24 protein-coding genes are annotated in these 24,518 nt (G+C 69.6%); 13 read left to right on the top strand and 11 right to left on the bottom strand.

From position 1 onward, the window contains the following. Positions 1–115: 115 nt before the first annotated feature. The gene (locus ASG17_RS00455) at positions 116–2,305 is read left to right on the top strand and encodes a prolyl oligopeptidase family protein (RefSeq protein WP_056098881.1); all 2,190 of its coding nucleotides are present in this window, start codon (positions 116–118) and stop codon (positions 2,303–2,305) included. 218 nt (positions 2,306–2,523) lie between these two features. Beyond that, entirely contained in the window at positions 2,524–3,261 is a 738-nt protein-coding gene (locus ASG17_RS00450) for a thioredoxin family protein (RefSeq protein ID WP_056097955.1), read from the top strand. On the opposite strand, the gene ASG17_RS00445 is transcribed toward ASG17_RS00450, so the two are convergent. Next, complete coding sequence (locus ASG17_RS00445; RefSeq protein ID WP_056097953.1) at positions 3,258–4,322, bottom strand: phosphotransferase family protein; 1,065 nt, start codon at positions 4,320–4,322, stop codon at positions 3,258–3,260. The genes ASG17_RS00450 and ASG17_RS00445 overlap by 4 nt on opposite strands. Then, complete coding sequence (glpK, locus tag ASG17_RS00440; protein WP_056097951.1) at positions 4,319–5,824, bottom strand: glycerol kinase GlpK; 1,506 nt, start codon at positions 5,822–5,824, stop codon at positions 4,319–4,321. Before glpK ends, ASG17_RS00445 begins: the two co-directional genes overlap by 4 nt. Positions 5,825–6,022: 198 nt before the next feature. Here glpK and ASG17_RS00435 point away from each other — a divergent pair, with 198 nt between their 5' ends. The 4 genes from ASG17_RS00435 (at position 6,023) to ASG17_RS00425 (ending at position 8,575) form a co-directional block, all read left to right on the top strand. Continuing rightward, positions 6,023–7,009: a threonine/serine dehydratase gene (locus ASG17_RS00435; protein WP_056097949.1), complete on the top strand. Its 987-nt coding sequence runs from the start codon at positions 6,023–6,025 to the stop codon at positions 7,007–7,009. 3 nt (positions 7,010–7,012) lie between these two features. Continuing rightward, positions 7,013–7,465, top strand: coding sequence for a MaoC family dehydratase (locus ASG17_RS00430; protein WP_056097947.1), 453 nt, complete (start codon positions 7,013–7,015; stop codon positions 7,463–7,465). Positions 7,466–7,601: 136 nt separating this feature from the next. Next, the gene (locus tag ASG17_RS15315) at positions 7,602–7,841 is read left to right on the top strand and encodes a hypothetical protein (protein WP_156367677.1); all 240 of its coding nucleotides are present in this window, start codon (positions 7,602–7,604) and stop codon (positions 7,839–7,841) included. Next, entirely contained in the window at positions 7,838–8,575 is a 738-nt protein-coding gene (locus ASG17_RS00425) for a toxin (RefSeq protein WP_056097945.1), read from the top strand. The genes ASG17_RS15315 and ASG17_RS00425 overlap by 4 nt, the downstream gene beginning before the upstream one ends. On the opposite strand, the gene ASG17_RS00420 is transcribed toward ASG17_RS00425, so the two are convergent. From ASG17_RS00420 to ASG17_RS00410, 3 genes are all read right to left on the bottom strand, one after another. Then, positions 8,572–9,507: a Gfo/Idh/MocA family protein gene (locus ASG17_RS00420; protein WP_056097943.1), complete on the bottom strand. Its 936-nt coding sequence runs from the start codon at positions 9,505–9,507 to the stop codon at positions 8,572–8,574. The genes ASG17_RS00425 and ASG17_RS00420 overlap by 4 nt on opposite strands. A gap of 17 nt (positions 9,508–9,524) precedes the next feature. Further along, positions 9,525–10,682 carry a DegT/DnrJ/EryC1/StrS aminotransferase family protein gene (locus ASG17_RS00415; protein ID WP_056097941.1) on the bottom strand — a complete coding sequence of 386 codons (1,158 nt, stop codon included), beginning with the start codon at positions 10,680–10,682 and terminating at the stop codon, positions 9,525–9,527. 145 nt (positions 10,683–10,827) lie between these two features. Continuing rightward, positions 10,828–11,406: a manganese efflux pump MntP family protein gene (locus ASG17_RS00410; protein ID WP_056097939.1), complete on the bottom strand. Its 579-nt coding sequence runs from the start codon at positions 11,404–11,406 to the stop codon at positions 10,828–10,830. Between the two features lie 310 nt (positions 11,407–11,716). On the opposite strand from ASG17_RS00410, the gene rlmN reads away from it, so the two are divergent. Continuing rightward, positions 11,717–12,886, top strand: a complete 1,170-nt coding sequence (rlmN, locus tag ASG17_RS00405; protein ID WP_056097936.1) for a 23S rRNA (adenine(2503)-C(2))-methyltransferase RlmN — start codon at positions 11,717–11,719, stop codon at positions 12,884–12,886. Here rlmN and ASG17_RS00400 read toward each other — a convergent pair. After that, the gene (locus ASG17_RS00400; RefSeq protein WP_056097934.1) at positions 12,849–13,352 is read right to left on the bottom strand and encodes a hypothetical protein; all 504 of its coding nucleotides are present in this window, start codon (positions 13,350–13,352) and stop codon (positions 12,849–12,851) included. The genes rlmN and ASG17_RS00400 overlap by 38 nt on opposite strands. Further along, entirely contained in the window at positions 13,349–14,161 is an 813-nt protein-coding gene (locus ASG17_RS00395; RefSeq protein ID WP_156367676.1) for an acyl-CoA desaturase, read from the bottom strand. The genes ASG17_RS00400 and ASG17_RS00395 overlap by 4 nt, the downstream gene beginning before the upstream one ends. A 136-nt stretch (positions 14,162–14,297) precedes the next feature. Between ASG17_RS00395 and ASG17_RS00390 the strand changes: the two genes are divergently transcribed. Next, the gene (locus ASG17_RS00390; protein ID WP_056098878.1) at positions 14,298–14,612 is read left to right on the top strand and encodes a metalloregulator ArsR/SmtB family transcription factor; all 315 of its coding nucleotides are present in this window, start codon (positions 14,298–14,300) and stop codon (positions 14,610–14,612) included. Here ASG17_RS00390 and ASG17_RS15980 read toward each other — a convergent pair. Further along, positions 14,609–15,151 carry a TetR/AcrR family transcriptional regulator gene (locus ASG17_RS15980; RefSeq protein WP_304438779.1) on the bottom strand — a complete coding sequence of 181 codons (543 nt, stop codon included), beginning with the start codon at positions 15,149–15,151 and terminating at the stop codon, positions 14,609–14,611. The genes ASG17_RS00390 and ASG17_RS15980 overlap by 4 nt on opposite strands. Positions 15,152–15,309: 158 nt before the next feature. Here ASG17_RS15980 and ASG17_RS00380 point away from each other — a divergent pair, with 158 nt between their 5' ends. The 3 genes from ASG17_RS00380 (at position 15,310) to ASG17_RS00370 (ending at position 17,816) form a co-directional block, all read left to right on the top strand. Further along, on the top strand, positions 15,310–16,416 hold the full coding sequence (locus tag ASG17_RS00380) for an aldo/keto reductase (RefSeq protein WP_056097929.1): 1,107 nt from the start codon (positions 15,310–15,312) through the stop codon (positions 16,414–16,416). A gap of 130 nt (positions 16,417–16,546) precedes the next feature. Further along, positions 16,547–16,981, top strand: a complete 435-nt coding sequence (locus ASG17_RS00375; RefSeq protein ID WP_056097927.1) for a DUF350 domain-containing protein — start codon at positions 16,547–16,549, stop codon at positions 16,979–16,981. 4 nt (positions 16,982–16,985) lie between these two features. Continuing rightward, complete coding sequence (locus tag ASG17_RS00370; RefSeq protein WP_056097925.1) at positions 16,986–17,816, top strand: serine protease; 831 nt, start codon at positions 16,986–16,988, stop codon at positions 17,814–17,816. 194 nt (positions 17,817–18,010) lie between these two features. On the opposite strand, the gene ASG17_RS00365 is transcribed toward ASG17_RS00370, so the two are convergent. From ASG17_RS00365 to ASG17_RS00355, 3 genes are all read right to left on the bottom strand, one after another. After that, positions 18,011–20,848 (bottom strand): pitrilysin family protein, encoded by a 2,838-nt coding sequence (locus ASG17_RS00365; RefSeq protein WP_056097923.1) that lies wholly within the window; start codon positions 20,846–20,848, stop codon positions 18,011–18,013. 76 nt (positions 20,849–20,924) lie between these two features. After that, positions 20,925–21,797, bottom strand: coding sequence for an isoaspartyl peptidase/L-asparaginase family protein (locus ASG17_RS00360; protein WP_056097922.1), 873 nt, complete (start codon positions 21,795–21,797; stop codon positions 20,925–20,927). After that, positions 21,794–22,612 carry a sulfotransferase gene (locus tag ASG17_RS00355; protein ID WP_056097920.1) on the bottom strand — a complete coding sequence of 273 codons (819 nt, stop codon included), beginning with the start codon at positions 22,610–22,612 and terminating at the stop codon, positions 21,794–21,796. Before ASG17_RS00355 ends, ASG17_RS00360 begins: the two co-directional genes overlap by 4 nt. Positions 22,613–22,698: 86 nt before the next feature. Between ASG17_RS00355 and ASG17_RS00350 the strand changes: the two genes are divergently transcribed. Both ASG17_RS00350 and ASG17_RS00345 read left to right on the top strand, forming a co-directional pair. Next, entirely contained in the window at positions 22,699–23,700 is a 1,002-nt protein-coding gene (locus tag ASG17_RS00350) for an NADPH:quinone oxidoreductase family protein (RefSeq protein ID WP_056097917.1), read from the top strand. Then, positions 23,697–24,449: a 2OG-Fe(II) oxygenase family protein gene (locus ASG17_RS00345; RefSeq protein ID WP_056097915.1), complete on the top strand. Its 753-nt coding sequence runs from the start codon at positions 23,697–23,699 to the stop codon at positions 24,447–24,449. The genes ASG17_RS00350 and ASG17_RS00345 overlap by 4 nt, the downstream gene beginning before the upstream one ends. Positions 24,450–24,518 lie beyond the last annotated feature (69 nt).

The raw sequence follows: 24,518 nt of genomic DNA, 5'->3' as shown, positions 1-24,518 counted from the left end.
CCACGGAGTGGTGGAGGGGGCGACCCCAAGCGCCGCGCGTGACCCCGCCCCCTCCACCGCGCAAGCGCGGTCCCCCTCCCCCGCTTCGCGGTGGAGGATCTTGCTGGAGTTTCGCATGAACCGTCTCGCCCTCGCCGCTGTCATCGCGACACTCGCCGCGCCCGCCCTGGCCCAAAGCCCATCACTGACCCCCCCGCCGCACATGCCCACCGACCTGTCGATCGAGGGGGTGCGCGCCGCCGACGATCATCTGGCGCTGGAACAGGTGAACGGCGCCGAGGCCATGGCCTTTGTCGACGCCGAGAACGAACGGTCGCTGGCCGCCCTGACCGGCGACCCGCGCTACGAGACCTTCCGCCGTGAGGCCGAGGCGATCCTGACCGCCACGGACCGCATCGCCCAGCCCTACTTCCTGGGCGAAGGCGTCGGCAACTTCTGGCAGGACGCGACCAATCCCAAGGGCGTCTGGCGGCGGACGTCGCTGGAAAGCTACCGCTCCGACAGCCCGTCGTGGGAGACCCTGCTGGACATCGACGCCCTGTCGCGGGTCGAGGGCAAGGACTGGGTGTTCAAGGGCGCCGACTGCCTGGCGCCGGACGAGACGCGCTGCCTCGTCAACCTGTCGGACGGCGGCAAGGACGCCGTGGTGGTTCGCGAGTTCGACACGACGACCAAGTCGTTCGTGGACGGCGGCTTCAACCTGCCTGAGGGCAAGCACCGCATCGAATGGCTGGATCGCGACACGCTGCTGGTCGCCACCGACTTCGGGCCGGGGACGCTGACGGAGAGCGGCTATCCGTTCATCGTCAAGACGCTGAAGCGCGGCCAGACGCTGGCCCAGGCGACCGAGGTCTATCGCGGCGAGCAGGCGGACGGTGGGTACGGCGTCAGCCCGATGGTGTTGCGGAACGACGCGGGCGCCGTGATCGCCGTCCTGTTCAACCGCCCGCTCGACACCTTCCGCAGCGAGACCTGGGAACTGGTCGATGGGGCCCCGGTCAAGCTGAACCTGCCGGAGCGGGTGTCGGTGCGGGGCGCGATGGGCCCGGGCGCGGGCGCGGACGCCCGGCTTGTCTTCAGCCTCGACGAGCCCTGGACCCTCAACACGCGCGCGTTCCAGCCCGGATCTCTGGTCGCCGCCAACCTGTGGCAGCTTCGTCCCGCCGATCCGGCGACGCAGGCCGTCTCGAACGCCGATCTGCTGGTCTTTGCGCCCACGGACCGGCAGTCGGTGGAGGACGTCGCCGTGTTCGACGACCATGTCGTGGCGACCATCCTGGACAACGTCCGGGGTCGCGCCATCAGCTTCCGCGACCGGGGCGAGTTCGGCTGGCCCCAGACGGCGCTGGACGTTCCGGAGAACACGTCGGTGCATCTGGCGTCCGCCGGCCGGTCGAGCGGCCGGGTCTTCTACACCGTCGAAGGCTTCCTGACGCCGTCGACGCTCAGCCTCGCCGACGTCGCCTCCGGCGCCTCGCGGGTACTGAAGTCCGCGCCCGCCCGCTTCGACGCCTCGCGCGACGTAGTCGAGCAGTTCGAGGCCACGTCCACCGACGGGACGAAGATCCCGTACTTCGTCGTGCGCCCGCGCGACCTGGCGATGGAAGGCACGGCGCCGACCATCATCTATGGCTACGGCGGCTTCCAGGTCTCCAAGCCGCCCGCCTACATCCCCGAGATGGGCAAGCTGTGGCTGGAGAACGGCGGCGTCTACGTCATCGCCAACATCCGCGGCGGCGGTGAGTTCGGCCCGGCCTGGCACCAGAGCGTGCTGAAGGAACACCGCCAGCTGGCCTTCGACGACTTCGCCGCCGTGGCGCGCGACCTGCAGGCGCGCCGCATCACCAGCCCGCGCCACACCGGCATCTACGGCCGCTCCAACGGCGGGGTACTGACCAGCGTTTCGATCACGCAGCACCCGGAGCTTTACAACGCGGCGGTCATCGAGAGCCCGCTGATCGACATGCTGCGCTACTGGGACCTGCCGGCCGGCGCCAGCTGGATCGGGGAATACGGCGACCCGCGCATCCCGGCCGAAGCGGCCTATATCGCCCGCTACTCCGGCTATCAGAACCTGCGGCCGGGCGCCGGATACCCACGCGTCTACATCACGACCAACACGCGCGACGACCGCGTCCATCCCGGCCACGCCCGCAAGTTCGCGGCGCGTCTGGGCGACATGGGCTATGATCACCTCTATTATGAGGAGACTAGCGGCGGTCACTCCAACGACGCCGATCCGGTCGCCAACGCCCGCCGCTGGGCGCGCCACTACACCTATCTGGCGCAGCAGCTGATGGATTAGGGAGCGACCCGCTTCATCGCTCCATCCCGTCATTTCGGGGGCGCGCAGCGGCGCCCGGGATCCAGGTGACCAGGTTCGACGAGGGATACATCCACCCCTCCGCTTGATCCCCTGAGTTCGGGTGTTCGCTCTACGATCGCCCCGGAATGACGGACGGAGCGGGCGCCTCACGCAGATATGAGGCGCGGCCGGGCCCCCGGGCGGCTATGGGTCGATCCATGAAACCTTGGGGCTGGATCATCGGGGGCGTCGCCCTGGCGACGGCGCTTGCGAACGTGGGCGCGGCCCAACCGCGCGCGCGAGTCTCGCCGCGTCCCGCTACGGGCCAGCCGGTGGTGGTCGAGCTGTTCACCGCCCAGGGCTGCGCGGGCTGTCCTGAGGCCAATCGCGTGGTCGAGGCGGCGTCGAGCGAGCCTGGCGTCATCGCCCTGACCTACGCCGTCGATTACTGGGATTATCTGGGCTGGGAGGACACCTTCGCCAAGCCCGAGTTCACCCAGCGCCAGCGATCCTATCGGCAGGCCCTGCGCCTGCGCTCGGTCGAGACGCCGCAGGTCGTGGTGGACGGACGCCGGCCGGTTTCGGGCGCCCGCCCGCCCGAGCTTCAGGCCGCCATCGATGCGGAGGCCGTGCGCCGCACCGCCCCGCCCGAAATCGAGTTCCGCCAGAGCGGCGACCGCGTCGGCGTCGGCTCCGGCTCCGCACCGGCCGGTGGGGCCGAGGTCTGGGCCGTGGTCTACCGGCCCGGCCTGCAGGAAGTGACGGTTCAGGGCGGCGACAACCGCGGCCAGGTCGTGCGTCACGTCAATGTCGTCAAGCGCCTGCGCCGCCTCGGCGACTGGACCGGGCGGCCGGTCCTCTACGCCCTGCCCAGCGGCGTCGCGGACGGCGAGGCGGTGGCCGTGCTGGTCCAGGCCAAGAGCGATCGCCGCATCCTGACCGCCGCCACGAACTAGGCCCCCGCGCGCTTCGCGAAGCCCCACGCCGCGTCCGCCAGAACGGGCGCCTGCGCGGCCATGGCCCTGGCGTGGGCGCTGGCGGCGGTGCCGTCGCGGACCCGCCCGCCGATGCCCTGGCAGATGGCCGCCAGCCGGAACAGATTATAGGCGAACAGCCAGTCGAGGTTGTCGGGCCGCATGCCGGTGATGGCGGCGTAACGCTCCACCGTCTGCTCGATCGAGGGAATGCCCAGCGCGGGCAGGTCGGCGCCCAGCAGGCCGTTGCGCTCGCTGGCCGGGATGACCCAGGCGATCAGCAGATAGGAGAAGTCGGCCATGGCGTCGCCCAGGGTCGACAGCTCCCAGTCCAGCACCGCCCTGACCTCGGGCCCGCGTGCGGCCAGGATCAGGTTATCGAGGCGGAAGTCGCCGTGGACGATCCGCGCCGGGCCTTCGGGCGGCAGGCTGTCGGGCAGATATTCGATCAGGCGGTCCATCGACGGGATCAGGTCGATCTCGGACGCCCGGTACTGTTTGGTCCAGCGGCCGACCTGGCGGGCGAAATAGCCCTCGTGCCGGCCATAGTCGCCCAGGCAGATGGCGTCGGGCTCATAGCCGTGCAGCCGCGCCAGCGTGTCCACCTGCGCGTCATAGATGGCGCGGCGCTCGGCCGGCTCCAGGCCCGGCAGCTTCAGATCCCATAGGACGCGGCCCTCGACCTTCTCCATGACGTAGAAGATCGAGCCGATCACCTCGGCGTCCTCGCACAAGGCGTAGGGGCGGGCGACGGGAAAGCCCTGCGCATGCAGCGCCGAGATCACCTTGAACTCACGGTCCACGGCATGGGCGCTTTGCAGCAGGACGCCCGGCGGCTTGCGGCGCAGGACATAGGTCCGGCCGGGCGTCGCCACCTCATAGGTCGGGTTCGACTGGCCGCCCTTGAACTGGCGCAGGGTCAGGGGGCCGGCATAGCCATCGACGTGCGCGGCCATCCATGCCTCGAGCGCCGCCTCGTCCAAGGCGTGGCGCGGATCGACCTCGCGGGTGCCGGAAAAGGTGCTCTGGGCGTCTTCGGTCATGGCGCTTCGGTCTCGGGCGCGGCGACGATGGCGGCCTTCACGGCGCGGCGCCAGCCGGCCAGCAGGCGCTCGCGCTCGGGCGCGGTCATGCGGGGTGTCCAGACGGCCGGCGCCTCGGCCGCCACGGGTTGCAAGTCGTCGATCAGGCCGCAGCCCAGCGCCGCCAGCCGCGCGGCGCCCAGGGCCGTCATCTCCTGGAAGGCGGGGCGCTCGACCTCCACCTCGCAGATGTCGGCCACGAACTGCATGGCGAAGGCGTTGGCCGTGACGCCGCCGTCGACCTTCAGCCGGCCCAGACGCGGCGCGCCGTCGGCGTAGAGCGCATCCAGCAGGTCGCGGGTCTGGTAGGCCAGGGCCTCCAGCGCCGCGCGCACGAAATGGGCCGGGCCGCTGTCGCGGGTCAGGCCGACGACCGTGCCGCGCGCCTCCGGGTTCCACCACGGCGCGCCCAGACCCGTGAAGCCGGGCACGAGATAGACGCCGCCGTTGTCCTTCAGCCCCTGCGCCATCGCCTCGGAGTGCCGGCTCTCGGAGATCAGACCCACCCCGTCGCGCAGCCACTGGATCGCCGAGCCGGCCGAGAAGATCGACCCCTCCAGCGCATAGGCGGCCGTCCCCCGCACGTCGTACCCCAACGTACCCAGCAACCGCCGGGTGGAGACCACGGGCTGGTCCCCGACATTGGCGACCAGAAAGGCGCCGGTGCCGTAGGTGATCTTGGCGTCCCCGGCGTTCAGCGCCCCGTGGCCCACCAGGGCCGCCTGCTGGTCCCCCGCCGAGCCGTGGATCGGCAGGGCGCGGCCGAATAGGCTGGCGTCGCAGTCGCGCAGATGGTCGGCGCAGCCCCGGATGTCGGGCAGGGCGTTCTGCGGCACGTTGAACAGGTCGCACAGGTCGGGCCGCCACTGCCGCGTCTTCAGGTCCATCAGCGAGGTGCGGCTGGCGTTGGTGGCGTCGGTGACGTGGCTGCGACCGCCGGTCAGGTTCCAGATCAGCCAACTGTCGATCGTGCCCAGCCTGACCTCACCCTTCGCCGCCCGTTCGCGCGCGCCCGGCACGGCGTCCAGCAGCCAGGCGAACTTCGTCGCCGAGAAATAGGGGTCGAGGATCAGGCCTGTCGCCGCCTGCACCTTCGTCTCAAGCCCCTGCGCCGCCAGCCGCGCCGCGACATCGGCGGTGCGCCGGTCCTGCCAGACGATGGCGCGGTGCAGGGGCCGGCCGGTTGCGGCGTCCCAGATCACCGAGGTCTCACGCTGGTTGGTGATGCCGATGGCGGCGAACCGCCCGACGCCGCCGGCCTTCCTTACCACCTCGCGGCAGGTCTGCAGCGTCGCGGTCCAGATCTCGGCCGCGTCGTGCTCGACCCAGCCCGAGGCGGGGAAATGCTGCTCCAGCTCGATCTGGCTGACGGCCACCGGGCTGAAGCGGCCGTCCGCGCATTCGAAGGCGATGGCGCGCGTCGAGGTCGTGCCCTGGTCGATGGCGAGGATCAGGCGGTTCATGCGCAAGGTTTAGAGCGCTCCGGGACCGACGCAAACCGGATGAAACTCTCCGTTCATCCAGGCGGAAGCCGGGATCCAGTCCTTTAGCGATGGATGCCGAGTTCGGGAAAGAGGTCAGTGGGCCACGTTGAGGGCGGTGCTCCCCAGCAGGACTGGGTCCCGGCTTCCGCCGGGATGAGCTGATTGGTAGTGGGAGGCATGCGCGACGCAGCCCCCTCTTTCGAAGGCGTTCTGGACGCCGCCCGCCAGATCGACGGCGTAGCCGTGCGCACCCCCCTGATCGAGAGCCCGGCCCTGAGCGAGCGGGTCGGCGGCCGGGTCCTGCTGAAGGCCGAGACGATGCAGGTGGCGGGCGCCTTCAAGTTCCGGGGAGCCTACAACCGCATCAGCCGCCTGACCGAAGAGGAACGCGCGCGCGGCGTGGTCGCCTTCTCCTCCGGCAATCATGCCCAGGGCGTGGCGGCGGCGGCGAAGATGATGGGGACGAATGCGACCATCGTGATGCCGGCCGACAGCCCGGCCATAAAGATCGCTGGGGTCCGCTCGTTAGGCGGCGAGGTGCGGCTCTACGACCGCTGGAAGGAGAGCCGCGAGGCGATCGGGGCGGCGCTGGCGGCCGAGCGCGGCAGCGTGCTGGTGCCGCCGTTCGACGATCCCTTCGTCATCGAGGGCCAGGGCACGACGGCGCTGGAGCTGCTGGATCAGGCGGGCGAGGCGTCCCTCGACCAGCTACTGTGCCCCTGTTCGGGCGGCGGACTGATGGCCGGGATCAATCTGGTGCTGGAGGCGCGCTCGCCTGCGACCGAGGCCTGGGGCGTCGAGCCGGAAGGCTTTGACGACACCGTCCGCTCGCTGGCGGCGGGCGAGCGCATGGGCCACCCCGAGGGCAAGCCGTCGATCTGCGACGCCCTGCAGACGCCAATCCCCGGCGTCCTGACCTTCCCGATCAACCAGCGGGCCCTGAAGGGCGCGCTGACCATTACGGACGCCGAGGCGGCCGATGCGGTGCGCTACGCGTTCCGCACCCTGAAGCTGGTGGTCGAGCCGGGCGGTGCGGCCGGTCTGGCGGCGCTGCTGGCTGGCAAGGTCGAGACGAAGGGGCGCACGACCGCCGTCATCTTGTCGGGCGGCAACATCGACCCGGCGCTGTTCTCCGCCATCATCGAAGACCGGTTCGAGGCCTGATCCATGACCAAAGCGTCTGACCTTCAATCATTGATCGGCCGGGAGGTCGGCGTCTCCAAGTGGTTCGAGATCGACCAGGCGCGCATCGACGCCTTCGCCGAGACCACCGAGGACCGTCAGTTCATCCACATCGACCCGGAAGCGGCCGCCAAGACACCGTTCGGCGGCGCCATCGCCCACGGCTTCCTGACCCTCAGCCTGGCCTCGGCCATGAGCTATGACGCGGTCGAGGGGCTTGAGAACGTGGTCATGGGCGTGAACTATGGCTTCGACAAAATCCGCTTCCTCGCGCCGGTGCGGGCGGGGTCCAAGGTGCGCGGCCGGTTCAAGCTGCTGTCGGCAGAAGACAAGGGCGGTGGCCGCTGGCTGCTGAAGCACGAACTGACCGTCGAGATAGAAGGCGGCGACAAACCCGCCCTGATCGCCGAATGGCTGTCGATGCAGGTGGTGGGGTGAGGATGGACGCGCTTGCGTCCATCGCTGCCGGAGTTATCTTGTGGGCATGTCAGTTGCCAACGCGCCAACGGGACCCGGGTCTTCGACTGCGGAGCTGCGTGCAAAGCGGCGACGCACCCGTGTCACTGTGGGTGACGTGACGGTCGCTGTTCACAAGCCCACGGCTACTGAGGTTCGGCAAAACGTCGATAAAGGCTCGGAAGCCCTCAAGCGTCTCAAAGACAAGCTGATGCGTCCGGGGGTTCGCGTTTACGCGCGTCGGGATGTTCCGCTCTATTCTGCCGACCCTGAGCGACCGGGTGTCTATATCCGTAGACTGAACGGCAAGATCGACCGCGGTATTCTCGAGAACGGCGCGTTCAAGGTTACTGATTGATCAGTCTTTCCCAGGCTGTCGATCAGGTCTTGGCGGCCCAGAGCGCTACCGCCAAACCCCTCGCGATAGTCGTGGCGGGCCATAACGGTTCAGGAAAATCGACTATGTGGGATGGATCGCTGGCCGATCGCCTGCAGATTCCTCTGATCAATGCTGACCGGATGATGATGTCGATCTTGCCCAGACCGGGAGACGACGGCCATCTGACGCCCTGGGCCCAGCAGCTTCGTGACAAAGATCGCGGCTGGATGGGCGTCGCCCAACAAGGCGTCAACGCATTCGTCGGGCATGCGATGGGGGCCAAGGTGCCGTTCGCTATGGAAACCGTCTTTTCATACTGGGAGCCACAGGGCGATGGTCGCGTCCGGTCGAAGATCGATCTTATCCGCGAAATGCAGAGCGCCGGCTACTTTGTACTGCTCTTCTTTGTGGGGCTGGCCAGCCCCGATCTGTCGGTCCTGCGTGTCATGACGCGAACAAAGGCAGGAGGGCACACGATAGAAGAGCCCATCTTGCGTCAGCGTTTTCCGAGAACGCAGAAGGCCATCAGCCATGCTCTCGACGTGGCTGACGCTGCGATCTTAACCGATAACAGCCGGGAGCCCGGCGCTGCCTTCACCGTGTGCCGTGTCCAACTCGCCTCGGCGCCACTCTTCGACGTGCGCTTCTCATCCAAACCAGCGCCCCGGCTGATCACCTCTTGGTTGGACGTTGTCGCGCCGCTACCAGCCTAGCTCTCGCCCAGGCAGCGCAGGGCCACCTCCAGGTTCCGCAGGCCGTCTTCGCCGGTGACCGCCGGGGTTTCGCCGGTGCGGATGGCGTGGGCGAAGGCTTCGAGCTCCTTCTTCAAGGGCTCGGCGGGCCAGCTCATGACGCCGCGGGTGGAGTAGCTGCCGTCCGGCTGCTGGCCGAAATATTCGGTGACCTGGCGGGTCATCAGATCGGCGACGACGAACTTGCCCTTGGTCGCGACCTGCAGGGTGCGGGTCTTGTAGGGCGTGACCCAGTTTGTGGTGATGTGGGCGATGGTCCCGTTGGCCAGCCGGAACTGGAGCAGGGCCGTGTCCTCGCGCTCTGCCTTCGTCCGGGCCAGCTGCGGCTGGACCTCGACGATCTCGCTGTCGGTCAGGTGGCGGATGATGTCGATGTCGTGCACCGCCAGGTCGATGACCACGCCGACGTCGCCCATGCGCGGCGGGAAGGGGCCGACGCGAGTGATCTGGATGGAGATGACGTCTTCGCCGGCGATGGCGCGCTTGACCGCCTCGACCGCCGGGTTGAAGCGCTCGACCTGACCGACCATCAGGACGCGACCGTTGGCCTTGGCGGCGTCGATCAGGGCCTGGGCGTCCTTCACCGTGGCGGCGATGGGCTTTTCAACCAGGACGTGGACGCCGGCGTTCAAGAGAGCGACGCCCAGCTCGGCGTGGAAGCGATTCGGCGCGGCCACGATGGCGGCTTCCAGGCCGGCCGCTACGAAATCCTCGGCGGTGGTGAAGGGCCGCGCGCCGTAGACGCCGGCGACGCCCTCGGCCGTCGCGTGATCCGCGTCGAAGATCGCCGTCAGATCAAACTCGCGCATCTCCGACGCGACGCGGGCGTGGTTGCGGCCCATGACGCCGACGCCGGCGACACCGAGCTTGAGGGGGGCGGACAGGGTGGTCATGCGGTTCAGCCCCAGAATCAGGATTTGTAGGAGGCGACGGCGGCGATGATCTGGTCCTGCGTCGCCTCGTCCAGGTCGGCGTGCATCGGCAGGCTGATGACCACGTCCTTCAGCCGCTCGGTGACCGGCAAACCACCGGCGCCGCGCGGGAACATCTCATAGGCCGGCTGCAGGTGCAGCGGGATAGGATAGTAGACGGCGGTCGGCACGCCCAGATCCTTCAGGTGCGCGGCCAGGCCGTCGCGATCGGAATGCTCGATCGTGTACTGGGCCCAGTTGGAGATGTTGCCCTGGGGCACATCCGGCGCCTTGGCGACGTGAGGGCGCAGGGCCTCGTTGTAGCGGGCCGCGATGCGGTTGCGCCATTCGATCTCCTGGCCGAACACGGCCAGCTTCTCGATCAGGACGGCGGCCTGGATGGTGTCCAGGCGGCTGTTCAGGCCGATGCGCATGTTCAGATATTTGGGGTCGTGGTCGAAGGTGCGATCCTTCAGGTCCACCGCCACGGCCTTGCCGTGCACGCGGACCGAGTCGATCAGCTGGGCCAGCTCGTCGTCATTGGTCAGCACCGCCCCGCCGTCGCCGTAGCAACCCAGCGGCTTGGCCGGGAAGAAGCTGGTGGTGGTGATGTCGGCCCATTTCAGCGGGTGGGCGCCGTCGATGGTGCAGCCGAAGCCTTGCGCGGAGTCCGAGATCAGCTTCAGCCCGTGCTGGTCGCAGATGGCCTTGATGGCCGGATAGTCGGCCGGCTGGCCGAACAGGTCCACGGCGATGACCACCTTGGGCGTCAGGCGGCCCTCGGCCGCGATGCCCTCGATGGCGGCGGCCAGGGCCTTGGGGTCCATGTTGTAGGTGTCGGGGTCGACATCGACGAAGACCGGCTCGGCGTCGAACCAGGGCACGATCTCAGCCGTGGCGGCGAAGGTGAAGCTGGGCACGAAGACCGCGTCGCCGCGCCCGATCCCCCATGCCATCAGTGGCAGGGCCAGGGCGTCGGTGCCGTTGGCGCAGCCGAGGGCGTGCTTGGCGCCGCCGAACGTCGCCAGATCGGCCTCGAACTGACGCACCTGCGGGCCCATGACCCAGGCGCCGCCGACGACGGCGGCCTGGACGGCGGCCTCGATCTTGCCGTCCAAACGCAGGCGCTGGGCCTGAAGGTCGATGAAGGGCAGCATGCGGGGTCTCCCGGCGTCAGCGCATCGGCGCGCGAAGGGCGGACGACGGGCGTCCACGGCGGATGGCCGCTGCGTAGCGCAAACGGTGCGGTGACGCCAAATCGGGCCGCGTCACTTCCGATGACCGGTTGCAACAGGCGGGCGCCTAGAAGGCGATCACCCCCAGGTGCTCCAGCAGGATCTTCGTTCCCAGGCCGATCAGCAGCACCCCGCCGATGCGCTCGGCCCACAGGCCCAGTTTCGCGCCGGCTTGGCGGCCGATCAGCAGGCCCAGGGTGGCCAGGATGAAGGTGGTGATCCCGACTCCCAGCGCCACCTGCCAGATATGCGACCCCAAGAAGGCCAGCGAAACGCCCACAGCCGCCGCGTCGATGCTGGTGCCCACGGCGGTCGCCACCAACGCCAGCAGGCCGCCGCGCTTCACGGCCCCGGCCACGCCAGCCTCCTCCTCGCGTTCGTGACGGGCCTCCCAGATCATCCGGCCGCCCACGCCGGTCAGCAGGACGAAGGCGATCCAGTGGTCGATCCGCTCCACCAGCCCCGCGGCGACCAGGCCGACGCCCCAGCCGATCACGGGGGTGACGGCCTCGATCAGGCCGAATATGGCGCCGGTCTTCAGCGCCTCCGCGAAGCGAGGCCGATGCTGGGCGCCGCGGCCGATGGCGGCGGCGAAGGCGTCGGCCGACAGGCTCAGCGACAGCACTGCGATGGCGATGGGAGTCATTCGATCGGTCTCCGCCGGACGCCAGACAGCACGCGTCCGAACCGGCCGGCCGAAGGCCCGGAACGCGTGCTGGTCTCGCAAGGCGGATGATCCGCTGGCCGCACCACGTCGCCGAACGGGGAGGTCCGGCGGAACGAGTGTGTTGACACGGCCCCGGCTGAAACGCGCCGGACGCTACTCCCCAACGCCCGCCGTTTAGAAAATCGAGGCCTCTCGGGCAAGGGCCAGCGACTCGCAATCGGGCCGCCTGCTCCTATGTCGCCGCATTCCGTGGTATAACGCCGCCTTCCCATCGCCCCAGGACGCCGCCTTGAGCCTGACGCTCGACCTTTCGCACGCCGCCAACGCCGATCGTGGCAAGGGCCTCGTCAACCTGTCCGGTCTGACGCGCGCCGGCCTGCGCCAGGCGCTGATCGACGCCGACGTCTGTCCGCCCGAGAAGGCGAAGATGCGCGCCTCGCAGGTGTGGAGCTGGATCCACCACTACGGCGTGACCGACTTCGCCGCGATGAGCAATGTCGCCAAGGACATGCAGGCCAGGCTGGCCGAGGCCTTCACTCTGACCCGCCCCGAGATCGTCGAGCGCCAGGTGTCCAAGGACGGCACCCGCAAATGGCTGATCCGCACCGCCCCGGGCATCGAGATCGAGACCGTCTACATCCCCGACGTCGGCCGCGCCGGGGCTTTGTGTGTGTCGTCCCAGGTCGGGTGCACGCTGAACTGCACCTTCTGCCACACCGGCACGCAAAAGCTGGTCCGCAACCTGACCACGGCCGAGATCGTCGCCCAGGTTCAGGTGGCGCGCGACGACCTGGAAGAGTGGCCGTCGCCCAAGGAAGACCGCCGCCTGTCCAACATCGTCTTCATGGGCATGGGCGAGCCGCTCTACGCCCTGGACAGCGTCGCGGACGCCATCGACATCATCTCGGACAATGAGGGAATCGCCCTGTCGCGGCGCCGGATCACCGTGTCCACATCCGGCGTCGTGCCGCAGCTCCAGGCCCTGGGCGAACGCACCGCCGCCATGCTGGCGATCAGCCTGCACGCCACCAACGACGCCCTGCGCGACGTTCTGGTGCCGCTGAACAAGAAATATCCGCTGGACCAGCTGATGGCCGGCATCCGCGCCTATCCGGGCCTGTCGAACGCGCGCCGGGTGACGTTCGAATACGTCATGCTGAAGGGCGTCAACGACTCACCGGCCGAGGCGCGCGCCCTGATCAAGCTGATCGAGGGCATCCCGGCCAAGGTTAATCTGATCCCCTTCAACCCCTGGCCCGGCACGGACTATCAGTGCTCGGACTGGAAGACGATCGAGACGTTCGCCGCCATCCTGAACAAGGCCGGCTACGCCAGCCCGATCAGAACGCCGCGTGGCCGGGACATCCTGGCGGCCTGCGGCCAGCTGAAAAGCGAGAGCGAAAAGCTGCGGGCCAGCGCGATCAGGAAGCTGGAGCAGGCGACGGTCGAGGCGGCCTAGGGCGCTCCCCATAGGCAATCCGGCGCAATGCACGGGCGGCGAACGCTCCCGGCGGGGCCAACAGGAGCGCTAGGCCAAAGGACTGGGCCAACGCCGGGGTCTCGCGAAGCTCCGGGTTATTCAGCGCCGTCGCGAGGACGAAACCCAACCCGCCCATGACGGCGAGCGCCGCTCCGGTGATGGGAACGGCTAGGCCAGACATGAGCCCACGCCGGTGCATCACAAACCAAGCCGGTAGTCCGACAACCAGGAGGCCCGTCGCAAAGACTGGCAGGGCGGTGATGAAGGCGAAGGGCGAAAGCATGATGCCGCCCGCCAAGCCACCGACGAGGCCGCCGGACGAGTCCGTGGCGGCATTGAGGATCGCCATCGCGAGAGCGAACTCCACCGCCACGACGAGACTGCCGGCACAGGCGGCGCTCACCCAGGCGAGCACGATCGTTGGCCATGATCGTAGCGCCATCATGACGTCGCCCTCTCCAGCGGCCGCGCGCCCATTGTCTCCGGCGTCCGCACGTTCCACGCCAGGCCCAGCCGCTCCAGCAGCTGGATGAACCGCCAGCCCCCGTCGCTCTGGCCAGGATAAAGGCCGATCCTGGCCGAGCCGGGCCAGGCGTGGTTGTTGCTGTGCCAGGCTTCGCCGAGCGTGAGGACGGCCGCCCAGCCGACGTCGTTCCCCGGCGTATGCCTCGCGCTCTGCCCCTCTGGCCGGTGCGCCAGATGCGCCAGGGTCCAATAGGCGGTGACGGTCGCCGCGACTCGCACCGGCACGCCCCAGATCACCAGCGGCCAGCCTCCGGCCGCGTAAAGCGGGACGGCCAGAACCATCTGCTGGAGCATCCAGGTGCGGTCGAGGCTCCGGAGTACAGGATCGGCCTGGAGCCATCCGAGATCGAACGCCGGAGCACGGGCCAGGATGATCCGCCCATGGGCGCGCCAGATCGTGTGGGTCAGCCAACTTCGCCGGTGGGTGAAGAAGTCGTGGGCCTCATGCCTTTGCTGCGCCCAGTGGCTCAAGTGGTGCGCGCGGACCATGCCGATCGGCCCGTCGATGCCGGTCAGGACGCCGAGCCACGCCAGCACGCGTCCTGTCCGGACGCCGCAGTCGAAGGCGGCATGAGCGAAATGGCGGTGAAGTCCGACCGAGAACCCCAGCATGCTCAGGGCGCCCAGGACCACGGCCACGCCGAGGGCGGACCAGGAGAACGTCGCCGGTCCGAGCAGGACGGCGGCGCCATCATCCCGCCATTCCACAGCGAATGCAGGGGGTCCCAAACGACGCGGCCTTCCCTCGGATTGCAGCCCAAACTTTCAGGCTCATGCATCGCCATGTCCTTTCGTATTTAAGGAATACCTTAAACACCGAAGCTTGGCTCTGGCAAGCGGTTCGTAAATCGCTTAAATGATGCCCATGCAGCGTGTGTTCGAAGCCCTTTCCAGCCAGATCCGGCGCAAGATCCTGGCCTATCTGGCCCATGCCGACCTGACGGCGGGCGAGATCGCGGCGCGGTTCGAAATCTCCAAGCCCGCCGTCAGCCAGCATCTGACCGTGCTGGAGAACGCCGGGCTGGTGACGTCGAAGAAGAAGGGCCAGTTCGTGCACTACAGCCTGGTGCCCGACCATTTGGCCAACACGTTGAGCGCCTACGCGCAGGAGGTCTGTCCGGTGTCCAAACCGCTGAAGGCCGAGAGCGCGGCGATCGCGAAGGGGCGCAAGGCCTCCTAGCCGGCCGCTTCCGGCCACGCCCGCATCGCCATCGCCACGACGCGCTCCAGCTTCTCGCGGGGCGCGCCGTCGCGGGCGAGGGTGGAGAGGCCCTGGATGACGGCGGTGATGTGGGCGGCGAGGGCTTCGGCGTCGGTGTCGGGAGGCAGGGCGCCGGCGGCGATGTCGGCCTCGATGCGGGCGCGTAGGTGAGCTTCGACGCCGTTGCGGATGTCGGACAGGGCGGCCTGGACGTCGGCGGCCGCGGCCGAGACGCTGATGGCCGAGGTGGCCAGCATGCAGCCGGGCGGGGTGTCGGGGCCGGTGAAGGCCTGGGCCGCGCCCGCCATCAGGGTCAGGGCCGCGCTGCGGGCGTCGGCTGCGCGGTCAATGATGGATTGCGGGCGGCTGTCGCCTGACAGGTAGAGCGCGACCGCCTCCAGGAACAGCCGCTTCTTGTCGCCGAAAGCGGCGTAGAGGCTGGGCGGCGTCACGCCCATGGCGGCGGTCAGGTCGCTGACGGCCGTCGCCTCATAGCCGTGGCGCCAGAACAGCAGCATGCCCTGGTTCAAGGCTGCATCTCGGTCGAAAGACAGGGGGCGGCCGGCCTTGCGACGCGGAGGGGCGACGAGCGATTCCATAGCGACCAATATGAAACCATTGACCTGCGACAGCAAGGGGCGCAAAGGGTTCCGTATCAATCGCTAGGAAATCCCCGATGTCGCTGTCCGACTATCGCACCTTCGGCCGCTCCGGCCTGGTCGTCAGCCCTCTGGCGTTAGGGACGATGACGTTCGGGACCGCGCGCTGGGGGTCGGACACGGCAGGATCGCGGGCGGTGTTCGACGCCTATGTCGAGGCGGGCGGCAACTTCGTCGATACGGCCGACGTCTATTCCGGCGGACGCAGCGAGACGATGCTGGGCGACTTCATCGCCGAGCGTGGTCTGCGCGCCCGGATGGTGGTGGCGACCAAGGCGGGCTTCGCCACCGGGGCGCCCCTGGCCGGCGGCGCGGGCGCCAAGCATCTGCACACCGCCGTCGAGGGGTCGCTGAAGCGGCTGCGGACCGACTACATCGACTTGTACTGGCTGCACGTCTGGGACGGGGTGACGCCGGCGGCCGAGCTGCTGGAGACGATGACCACGCTGATCCGGGCGGGCAAGGTCCGCTATTGGGGGCTGTCGAACACGCCCGCCTGGTATGTGGCGCAGCTGGCGACGCTGGCGGCGGCGCGGGGCGTGCCGGGCCCCATCGGCCTGCAGTATTTCTACTCCCTGGCCAATCGCGACATCGAGGACGAGCACGCGCCGCTGGCCGAGGCGTTCGGCCTGGGTATCCAGCCATGGAGCCCGCTGGCCTATGGGCTGCTGGCGGGGAAATACGATCGGGCGACGGTCGAGGCGTCGTCTCCGCGCGCCGGAGGCCTGCCGCGTGATGCGGCCTCGGACGGGGAGCAGCGACCGGCCGACGACAAGCGCCTGGACGGGGCCAACCCGTTCGGCGACTCCCTGTTCACCCCGCGCAACTGGGCCATCGTGGACGCGGTCAAACAGGCCGCGGCCGAGATCGGAGAGGCGCCGGCGCGCGTGGCCCTGGCTTGGGTGCTGGGCCGGCCGGGGGTCGCATCGACCCTGATGGGCGTCAGCCGCGCGTCACAGGTGACGGACAATGTGGCGGCCCTGGACCTGGTGCTGCCGGCCCAGCAGCGGGCGGCGCTGGACGCGGTCAGCGCACCGGAACCGCGCATGCTGTACGCCCTGTCGCGTCCGGGCCTGCGTGATCAGGTGGTGTTCGGCGCCGGCGTGCGGGGCTGGCCGGGCTGATCGACACCCGCGCGGCGGCGGCGCGACGTCTGTTCACCATACACTGTTGCCCGCCCGCGCTTGCGGAGGGCCGGGCGGATCGGGCATTGGCGATGGGGGCGCGAAACGGCGCCCGCGTATCGTAGTTCCGATGGATCTGTCGCAAATCCTGTCCAGCGCGGAGGTGCAGGCCTTCGCCAGCGGCTTCCCCGTGACGGTGGTGCACCTGATCGTCACGCTGGGCCTCTTCGCCGGGGCGGCCATTCTCTACGCCCTGCTGACGCCGTGGAAGGAGATCGCGCTGATCCGCGACGGGAATCCGGCGGCGGCGGTGGCTTTCTCCGGCGTTCTGATCGGCCTGGCCATTCCCCTGGCGGTGTCGCTGGCGGCGTCCACCTCGGTGCGGGACATCGCGATCTGGGGCGTGGCGACGGTGGTGCTGCAGCTGCTGGCCTTCCGCGTCGTCGACATCCTGCTGACCGGCCTGCCTCAGCGCATCCAGGACGGCGAGGTGTCCGCCGCCGTGCTGCTGGTCGGGGCCAAGCTGTCGACGGCCCTGATTCTGGCCGCGGCCCTGACAGGCTGAAGGCATGAGGATTCCCCGGCCGCCGGACTGGGCCATCTATGCGACCGCAGCGCTGGCGCTGGTGATCATTTCGGTCAATCGCCGCGAGGGCTCCAACGCCCCGCCCGCTCCGCCGCCGGTGGACGAGGTCGAGGGCGCCCTGCTGGGCCCCGTCACCCCCTTCGATCCGTCCGTCACAGTCAATGCGCCGGACACGCCGTTCCGGCCCAGCTCGGGCACCGCCTTTTCCATCGCCGCCGACGGCCGCTGGGTGACCGCCCGTCACGTGGTGGAGGGGTGCCGGCGTCCGGCTCTGGTGATCGGCGGCGGCCGGGCCGTGGCGGCCGACGTGCGCCTGGCCCCGCGCGCCGACGTGGCGCTGTTGCTGACCCAGGGCGGGCCGACCGCCCTGCCGGTGCTGCTGAGCCCCGACCTGCGCGTCGGCCAGCGCGCCTTCCATCCCGGCTTTCCCAAGGGCCGGGCGGGCGAGGTGGCGACGCGCCTGCTGGGCCGCGAAACGCTGAAGGTGTTCGGGCGCGGCGCGCATGACGAGCCGGTGCTGGCCTGGGCCGAGGTCGGCCGGACGCAGGGACTGGACGGCTCGCTCAGCGGGCTGTCGGGCGCGCCGGCGCTGGACCGCCGCGGTCGGGTCATCGGCGTCACCCTGGCGGAGTCGCCGCGCCGTGGGCGAGTCTACACCACCGCCCCTGACAGTTTCGGCCCCGCCATCCGCGGCGAGCAACGCGCCGACGAACCCGCCCTGGCCGAGCCGATCACGGTCGACAACTACGGCCGGGTCGCGGACGACCTGCGCCGGGATCTGCGCGTGGCGCAGGTGGTGTGTCTGTCGGCGTGAAACGCTTCCCTCTCCCAGAGGGAGAGGCCTTGAGGCTCCAAGAGCCGAAGGCGATTGGAATAGCCGAAAGGGTGAGGGGTTCGCCCTCACCGGTTGGCCGCCCACCCCTCACCCTTTCACGCAAGGACGACGGCTTCGCGCCGTGCGCTCAAGCCCTCTCCCTCTGGGAGAGGGCAAGACGCGCGCGCTCCGCGCTACTTCAGCGCCGCGCTGTCCAGGTTCAGCGCGGTCAGCGGGATTACCTCGACGTTGGGGTGTTTGGCGCGCAGGGCGTCGATGAAGACCGAGGCGTCGCCGACGATGACCAGGCTCATTCGGTCGGCCGGTAGGGCGCGGGCGGCGGCGGCCTGAACGTCGGCGGGGGTGACGGCCTCGACGCTGGAGACGAAGGTCGCCAGGTCGCTGAGCGGCAGGTCGTAGAGCGCCAGATTGGCGACGCGCGAGCCCAGGCCGTCCACCGTCTCCAGCGACGAGCCGAAGCCGCCGGTCAGCACGGCCTGACGGGTGCCCAGCTCCTCAGGCGTGGGCTGCGTCGTGCCCAGTTTGGCGATCTCGGCCAGCATGAGGTCCGAGACCTCGACGGCCGCGTCGTTGCGGGTCTGGGCCTGGGCGGTGAAGACCCCCGGTTCCAGACGCAGGCCGAGGCCCGATCCGGCGCCGTAGCTGAGGCCGCGCTTGACGCGGATCTCCTGGTTCAGGCGCGAGCCGTAGCCGCCGCCCAGCACCGCATTGGCCACCGACAGGGGGAAATAGGCGTCGTCGGCGCGAGCGACGCTGCGGCCGGCGGCGTAGACGGCCGCCTGGCCGGCGCCCGGCTGGTCGATGACCACGACGCGGGTGGGCAGGACGGCGCCGGCGGCCGGCGCCGTACGGGCGGCGGGCGCGGCGGCGCGCCAGTCGCCGAAATACTGCTGGGCCAGGGCGCGGGCCTGCGCTTCCGTGATGTCGCCCGAGAAGACCAGGCTGGCGCCCGACGGGCTGTAGCGGGCGGCGTGGAAGGCGGCGATGTCTTCGCGGGTGATGGTCGGCAGGCTGGTCACCGTGCCCGACGCCGGCGCGCCATAGGCGGCGTCGCCGTAGACCACGCGGGCGGCGGCCAGGCCGGCCACCGAACCCGGCGAAGACAGGGCGACGCGCAGGCCGTCCAGCGTCTGGTCGCGCTGGCGGTCCAGCTCCTCCTGGGCGAAGGCCGGGTTGCGGACCAGATCGGCCATCAGGGCCACCGTCTGCGGGAAGACGTTGGCCGGGGCGTTGGCGTAGACGTTGGTGAAGTCCGCGCCCGCGCCGGCGCCGACGCTGGCGCCCAGCTGTTCGATTTCGGTGGCGATCTGGGGCGCGGTGCGGGTGGCGCTCCCCTGGGTCAGTAGGCCGGCGGTCATGGCCGCGACGCCCGCCTTGCCCGGAACCTCATCGGCGGTGCCGGCGTCGAAGTTCAGCCGGGCCGAGACCAGCGGCAGCCCGGTGCGGCGCGCGACCAGCACGCGCAGGCCGTTGTCCAGCCGGAAGTCAGCCACCGCCGGGGTGGTCGGGGCGATCGGATCGCCGGCCGCCGGGATCGGCGCGCGGTCAGCTTCGGGCAGCAGGGCATAGACCTGACCGACGGGGGCCAGATCGGCCAGCTTGACCGGCGCGTCGACATTGGTCGGCTGTTCGGTCGCCGGATGCTCGTCGTCGGCGTTCAGATAGCGGATGGTGATCGACCGCTCGGGCGTCAGATAGCGACGGGCCACGCGCTGGACGTCGGCGGCGGTGACGGCCTGGAGGTCGGCGACCTCGCGGTCGGCGGCCGACGCGTCGCCGGTGTTGATCAGGGCCCAGCCCAGGGCGCTGACGCGGTCCTGAACGGTTTCACGTTCGCGCAGGGCGTTGGCGACCAGCTCGTTCTTGGCCTCGGCCAGTTCCTCGGCGGTCACCGGTTCGGCGCTGAATTTCGCGACTTCAGCTTTCAGGGCGGTGATGCCGGTTTCAGGATCCTGGCCGCCGGCCATGATGGCGTAGCTGCTCAGATTGCCGACCTGTTGCGAGAAGTCGGGGGTCGAGGCGGCCTGGGCGGCGATCTGCTGGGTATAGACCAGCGAGCGATAAAGGCGGCTGCTCTCGCCCGTCGACAGGATGCCGTCCAGGATGGCCAGGGCCGCTCGGTCCGGGTGGTTGTAGGGCACGGTCGGCCAGGCGACGACCACAGCGGGCAGCGGCACGTTCGGCGCGTAGAAGGTCGCTTCGCGCGGAGCCGTCGGCTCCGGCTCGGGCACATTATTGGCCGGCAGGGCGCGGTCCGGATTGCTCAGGGGCGCGAAATACTGGTCGATCCAAGCGTCCAGTTGCGCCTGATCGAAATTGCCCGCGACCATCAGAACGGCGTTGTCGGGTCGATAGTAGGTGGCGTGGAACCGCTGCACGTCCTCGGTGGTGGCGGCGTCCAGGTCGGCGATCGAGCCGATGCCCGAGCGGCGATAGGGGCTCTCCTGATAGATGGTCTGGGGCGCGAACAGGCCGAACAGCCGGCCGTAGGGCGAGGCCAGGATGCGCAGCCGGTACTCTTCCTTGACGACGTCGCGCTCGCTCTTGAACGTGGCCTCGTCGACCACCAGCGAGCCCATCCGGCTGGACTCGGCGAACAGCAGGCGTTGCAGGTGATTGGCCGGGATCACCTCGTGATAGGCCGTGACGTCATCGGCGGTGAAGGCGTTGTTGAAGCCGCCCACGTCCTCGGTCAGGCGGTCGAAGGTCTCGTCCGGGAAATCCTTGGTCGCCTTGAACATCAGGTGTTCGAACAGGTGGGCGAAGCCCGAGCGACCGGCCGGATCGTCCTTTGAGCCGACCTTGTACCAGACCTGGACCGTGACGTTGGACGTCGACGTGTCGCGCGCCGTGTAGATCTCCAGCCCGTTGGCCAGGGTGCGGTGCGCAAACCCCAGCGGCGGCACCACGACGCCGGCCGAGGCGGCGGCGGGCGCGGGCGTCTGCGCCATGGCGGGGACGGCGGCGAACAGGGCCAGGGCGGAGGCGGCGAGGGCGAGACGACGTTTCATGGATACGGTCCGATCAGATGCGCGCGGACCCTATCAGGCGCGCGGCCCGGTGCACCTTACGGAGATGTAATGTGGTTCAGCGACCGAAGACGTCGACGCCGATCCGGCCGTCCGTCGTTAGCCAGGCGCGCTTCATGCCCTGGCTGTTGAAGGGCTGGGCGATCTGGCCGGTGCGATCCAGTGCGATCAGGCCGCCGTCGCCGCCCATCGACCCCACCTGATCGATCACGGCGGCGCCCGCCTGGGCCAGCGACGCGCCCGCCGCGACGCGCCAGGCGACCTGCGCGGCGGCGGCGATGCGGATGAAGAACTCGCCCTGGCCGGTGCAGGAGACGGCGGCGTGGCCATCGGCCCAGGTTCCGGCGGCCGGAATCGGCGTGTCGCCTAGCCGCCCCGGCATCTTGCCGAAGACCCCGCCGGTGGAGGTGGCGGCCGCCAGCCGTCCCTGATCATCCAGTACGCAGCAGCCCACGGTGCCGTGCGACAGGCCGGACGGCGGGTGATTGTCGTCGCCCTGACCGGCGTGGGTGAACCAGGCGGGTTCGTCGCCGATGGCTTCCAGGCCCTGGTCGGCCGCGAACAGGGCCGCGCCTTCGCCCGCCAGCATGACGTGCGGCGTCCGCTCCATCACCGCACGCGCCACCTGGACCGGACTGCGGAACCCCTGCAGGGCCGCGACGGCCCCGGCCCGGCCGGTCGCCCCGTCCATCAGGCTGGCGTCCAGCTCATAGGCCCCGGCCAGATTGGGCGAAGCGCCGCGACCGGCGACATAGAGGCCCGACGCCTCCAGCATCACGACCGCCTCGACCGCCACGTCCAGCGCCGAGGCGCCGTCCGCCAGCCGCGCCTGCATCGCCGCGACCACTTCGCCCATGTTGACGGTCTCGGCGCCGTAGTCGACGCCGCGCCGCGCGCCGGCGCCGCCGTGCAGGATCAGGGCAGTGGTCATTGGAACTCCCGGCTCGGCCATGCTTCGGCGGCGCCGCCGAACATCTCGGCGCAGCGGAACCGCTCCTCGGCGAAATAGTCGAACACCTGCTTGCGTTGCCAGTCCGCCAGCTCGACCTTGGCGTCGTTCTGCTTGGCGTTGAAATCAGCGCCCGGTCCGACCTCGATCGTCGGATCGCCGCCCAGATAGGTGATGACGCTCGCCCGGAAGGCGACCGGATCGGCGACCAGGTCATCCATCAGATAGGCCCGGCACTGGGCGAAGGCCGCGCTCCAGCGCGCGAAGATGGCCGTCGGGAAGGCCCGATCGGCGACACGAGGCAGGCGAAGGAAGGCATCCAGCTTTTCCGGCGTCGAGATATCGTCCGGGCTGAAGCGCCGAACGCGCACGCCCATGTGAAACTGCGACAGCACCCGGGCGGATGGCTCGCGCACCATCAGGATGACCCTGGCGCCGGGACAGGCGTCCGCCAGCGCCTGGACCTTTTCCGCGCTCAGCGTCGAGTATCCCGGCGTGATGTCGCCCGCCAGCCGGCCCTCCGCGCCCTCGAAGAAGTGCGGATACAGCGCCATGTCGCCCCAGCGACCCTCGGCCCGGGAGACCGCCTCGAAGAAGGTGTGGCCGGGCTCGCCTTCCGGGCGCGCCAGATAGGCCTTGTGCATCCGCGTCAGCGCCACCTGCGGGGCCGGCTTGTTGAAGAAATGCAGCTCCTTGTACGGGGCCAGATGGAAGTCCGGATGAACGGACAGCTGGTCGTAGAGCCAGCTGGTGCCGCCCTTCTGCATGCCGGGGCAGATGAAATCGGGCATGGGCATGCGGTCGGCTCGGGCTTTCCTTCGTACCGGCGGCTGATTAGCGTCACGGGCGAACCGGCGCCATGCCGATCTGTGCGGGAGATTTCATGCGCGCTGTCCTGTCCAAGGCCCCCGGCGGCCCCGAAACCCTGGTCGTGGAGGAGATCACCGATCCCACGCCGCTGAAGGGCGAGGTGATCGTCGAGGTGAAGGCGGTGGGAATCAACTTCCCCGACACCTTGATCATCGAGGACAAGTACCAGTTTCGCCCGGCGCGACCCTTTGCGCCCGGCGCCGAGGTGGCGGGCGTGGTCGAGAGCGTGGGCGAGGGGGTCAAGGGCGTGCGCCGGGGCGACCGGGTCATCGCCGTGCCCGGCTGGGGCGGGCTGGTCGAACGGCTGGCGGTCCCGGCGGACCGGCTGATCCCCATACCGGACGGCATGAGCTTCGATGAGGCCGCCGCCCTGATCATGACCTACGGGACCAGCTATTACGCCCTGAAGGACCGGGCGAAGCTGCAGCCGGGCGAGACCCTGCTGGTGCTGGGCGCGGCCGGCGGCGTGGGAGCCGCGGCGGTGGAGTTGGGCAAGGCCATGGGCGCGCACGTCGTGGCCGCCGCCTCGACCAACGACAAGGTCGAGTTCGCGCTTGAGATGGGGGCCGACAACGGCCTGATCTATCCGTCCGGTCCGATGGACAAGGAGGCGCAAAAAAGCCTGTCGACCGAGCTGAAGCTGGCCACGGGCCGCGACGGCGCCGACGTCGTCTATGACGCGGTGGGCGGCGACTATTGCGAGCCGGCGCTTCGGGCCATGGACTGGAACGGACGGTATCTGGTGGTGGGTTTCCCGGCCGGCATTCCGGCCCTGCCGCTGAACCTGACCCTGCTGAAGTCGGTGTCCGTCATCGGCGTCTTCTGGGGCGCCCATGTCGCCAAGGAGCCCAAGGCGCACGCGCAGAACATGGCCGAGCTGATGGGCCTCTACGCCGCCGGCAAGATCCGGCCACGCGTGTCGAAGACCTTCCCGCTGGAGAAGGCGGGCGAGGCGATCCGGGCGCTCGGTGACCGGCAGGCCATGGGCAAGATCGTGGTGACCGTCGAGTCGTGACGCAGATCGCGCTCAATCCGGCGCTGGACGTCGCGGCGCTAAAGGCGGCGTTTGCGGCCAAGGGGCGGCTGCATGTTCCAGGCGTCCTGACGCCAGAGGCGGCGGCCGCGGTGGCCGACTGTCTGGAGGCCGAGACGCGCTGGAACACCACGGTGGCGGCGGGGGGCGAGTTCTTCGAACTGCCGCTGGACGGCGTGAAGGCGGCCGAAAGCGGCAAGCAATCCTGGCTGGATGGGGCGCGGGTGGATGGCGCCAGCCCGGTGACCCAGTACATCTTCGACAACCGCCGGCTGGACGTGCGGGCCGGGCACGAGGCGGGCGAACGCGACGCCGCCGACGCCGCCTTCGACTTCATGAACACCGCGCCCTTCCTGGATCTGATCCGGGCCATCACCGGCGAGGAGCGGGTGGACTTCGTCGATGGCCAGGCCAGCCGTTATCGGCCCGGCCATGTGCTGACGGCGCACAACGACGTGTCGGCGGGCATGAACCGCCTTTACGGCTATGTGCTGAACTTCACGCGCGAGTGGCGTCCCGACTGGGGCGGCAACCTGCTGTTCTACGGCGAGGACGGCCACATCGAGCACGGCTGGGTCCCGGCCTTCAACGCGCTGAACCTGTTCGTCGTCCCGACGCGCCATGCGGTGACGGAGGTGGCCCGCTTCGCGCCGCGCCACCGGTTGTCGATCGTCGGCTGGGTGCGGTCGCGCCAGAAGGTCGGGCCGCAGACGGGCGAGCGCAGCTACTAAAGATCCTCCCCCAGAGGGGGAGGGGGACCCCGAAGGGGTGGAAGGGGAACGAGGCCGGCGGACCGTTCC

Origin of the sequence: Brevundimonas sp. Leaf363 (assembly GCF_001424025.1) — a bacterium.
Taxonomy (GTDB): domain Bacteria; phylum Pseudomonadota; class Alphaproteobacteria; order Caulobacterales; family Caulobacteraceae; genus Brevundimonas.
The sequence above is the reverse complement of the archived record's forward strand: the minus strand, read 5'-3'. Positions and strand labels throughout refer to the sequence as shown.

What these genes read in the sequence shown, in the direction of transcription:
- ASG17_RS00455 (WP_056098881.1), top strand. Translation starts at nt 116, where the DNA reads ATGAACCGTCTCGCCCTCGCCGCTGTCATCGCGACACTCGCCGCGCCC.
- ASG17_RS00450 (WP_056097955.1), top strand. Translation starts at nt 2,524, where the DNA reads ATGAAACCTTGGGGCTGGATCATCGGGGGCGTCGCCCTGGCGACGGCG.
- ASG17_RS00420 (WP_056097943.1), bottom strand. Translation starts at nt 9,507, where the DNA reads ATGACCACCCTGTCCGCCCCCCTCAAGCTCGGTGTCGCCGGCGTCGGC.
- ASG17_RS00410 (WP_056097939.1), bottom strand. Translation starts at nt 11,406, where the DNA reads ATGACTCCCATCGCCATCGCAGTGCTGTCGCTGAGCCTGTCGGCCGAC.
- ASG17_RS00370 (WP_056097925.1), top strand. Translation starts at nt 16,986, where the DNA reads ATGAGGATTCCCCGGCCGCCGGACTGGGCCATCTATGCGACCGCAGCG.
- ASG17_RS00415 (WP_056097941.1), bottom strand. Translation starts at nt 10,682, where the DNA reads ATGCTGCCCTTCATCGACCTTCAGGCCCAGCGCCTGCGTTTGGACGGC.
- ASG17_RS00355 (WP_056097920.1), bottom strand. Translation starts at nt 22,612, where the DNA reads ATGCCCATGCCCGATTTCATCTGCCCCGGCATGCAGAAGGGCGGCACC.
- ASG17_RS00365 (WP_056097923.1), bottom strand. Translation starts at nt 20,848, where the DNA reads ATGAAACGTCGTCTCGCCCTCGCCGCCTCCGCCCTGGCCCTGTTCGCC.
- ASG17_RS00400 (WP_056097934.1), bottom strand. Translation starts at nt 13,352, where the DNA reads ATGATGGCGCTACGATCATGGCCAACGATCGTGCTCGCCTGGGTGAGC.
- ASG17_RS00445 (WP_056097953.1), bottom strand. Translation starts at nt 4,322, where the DNA reads ATGACCGAAGACGCCCAGAGCACCTTTTCCGGCACCCGCGAGGTCGAT.
- ASG17_RS00375 (WP_056097927.1), top strand. Translation starts at nt 16,547, where the DNA reads ATGGATCTGTCGCAAATCCTGTCCAGCGCGGAGGTGCAGGCCTTCGCC.
- ASG17_RS00380 (WP_056097929.1), top strand. Translation starts at nt 15,310, where the DNA reads ATGTCGCTGTCCGACTATCGCACCTTCGGCCGCTCCGGCCTGGTCGTC.
- ASG17_RS00435 (WP_056097949.1), top strand. Translation starts at nt 6,023, where the DNA reads ATGCGCGACGCAGCCCCCTCTTTCGAAGGCGTTCTGGACGCCGCCCGC.
- ASG17_RS00430 (WP_056097947.1), top strand. Translation starts at nt 7,013, where the DNA reads ATGACCAAAGCGTCTGACCTTCAATCATTGATCGGCCGGGAGGTCGGC.
- ASG17_RS00390 (WP_056098878.1), top strand. Translation starts at nt 14,298, where the DNA reads ATGCAGCGTGTGTTCGAAGCCCTTTCCAGCCAGATCCGGCGCAAGATC.
- ASG17_RS00350 (WP_056097917.1), top strand. Translation starts at nt 22,699, where the DNA reads ATGCGCGCTGTCCTGTCCAAGGCCCCCGGCGGCCCCGAAACCCTGGTC.
- ASG17_RS00360 (WP_056097922.1), bottom strand. Translation starts at nt 21,797, where the DNA reads ATGACCACTGCCCTGATCCTGCACGGCGGCGCCGGCGCGCGGCGCGGC.
- glpK (WP_056097951.1), bottom strand. Translation starts at nt 5,824, where the DNA reads ATGAACCGCCTGATCCTCGCCATCGACCAGGGCACGACCTCGACGCGC.
- ASG17_RS15980 (WP_304438779.1), bottom strand. Translation starts at nt 15,151, where the DNA reads ATGCTGCTGTTCTGGCGCCACGGCTATGAGGCGACGGCCGTCAGCGAC.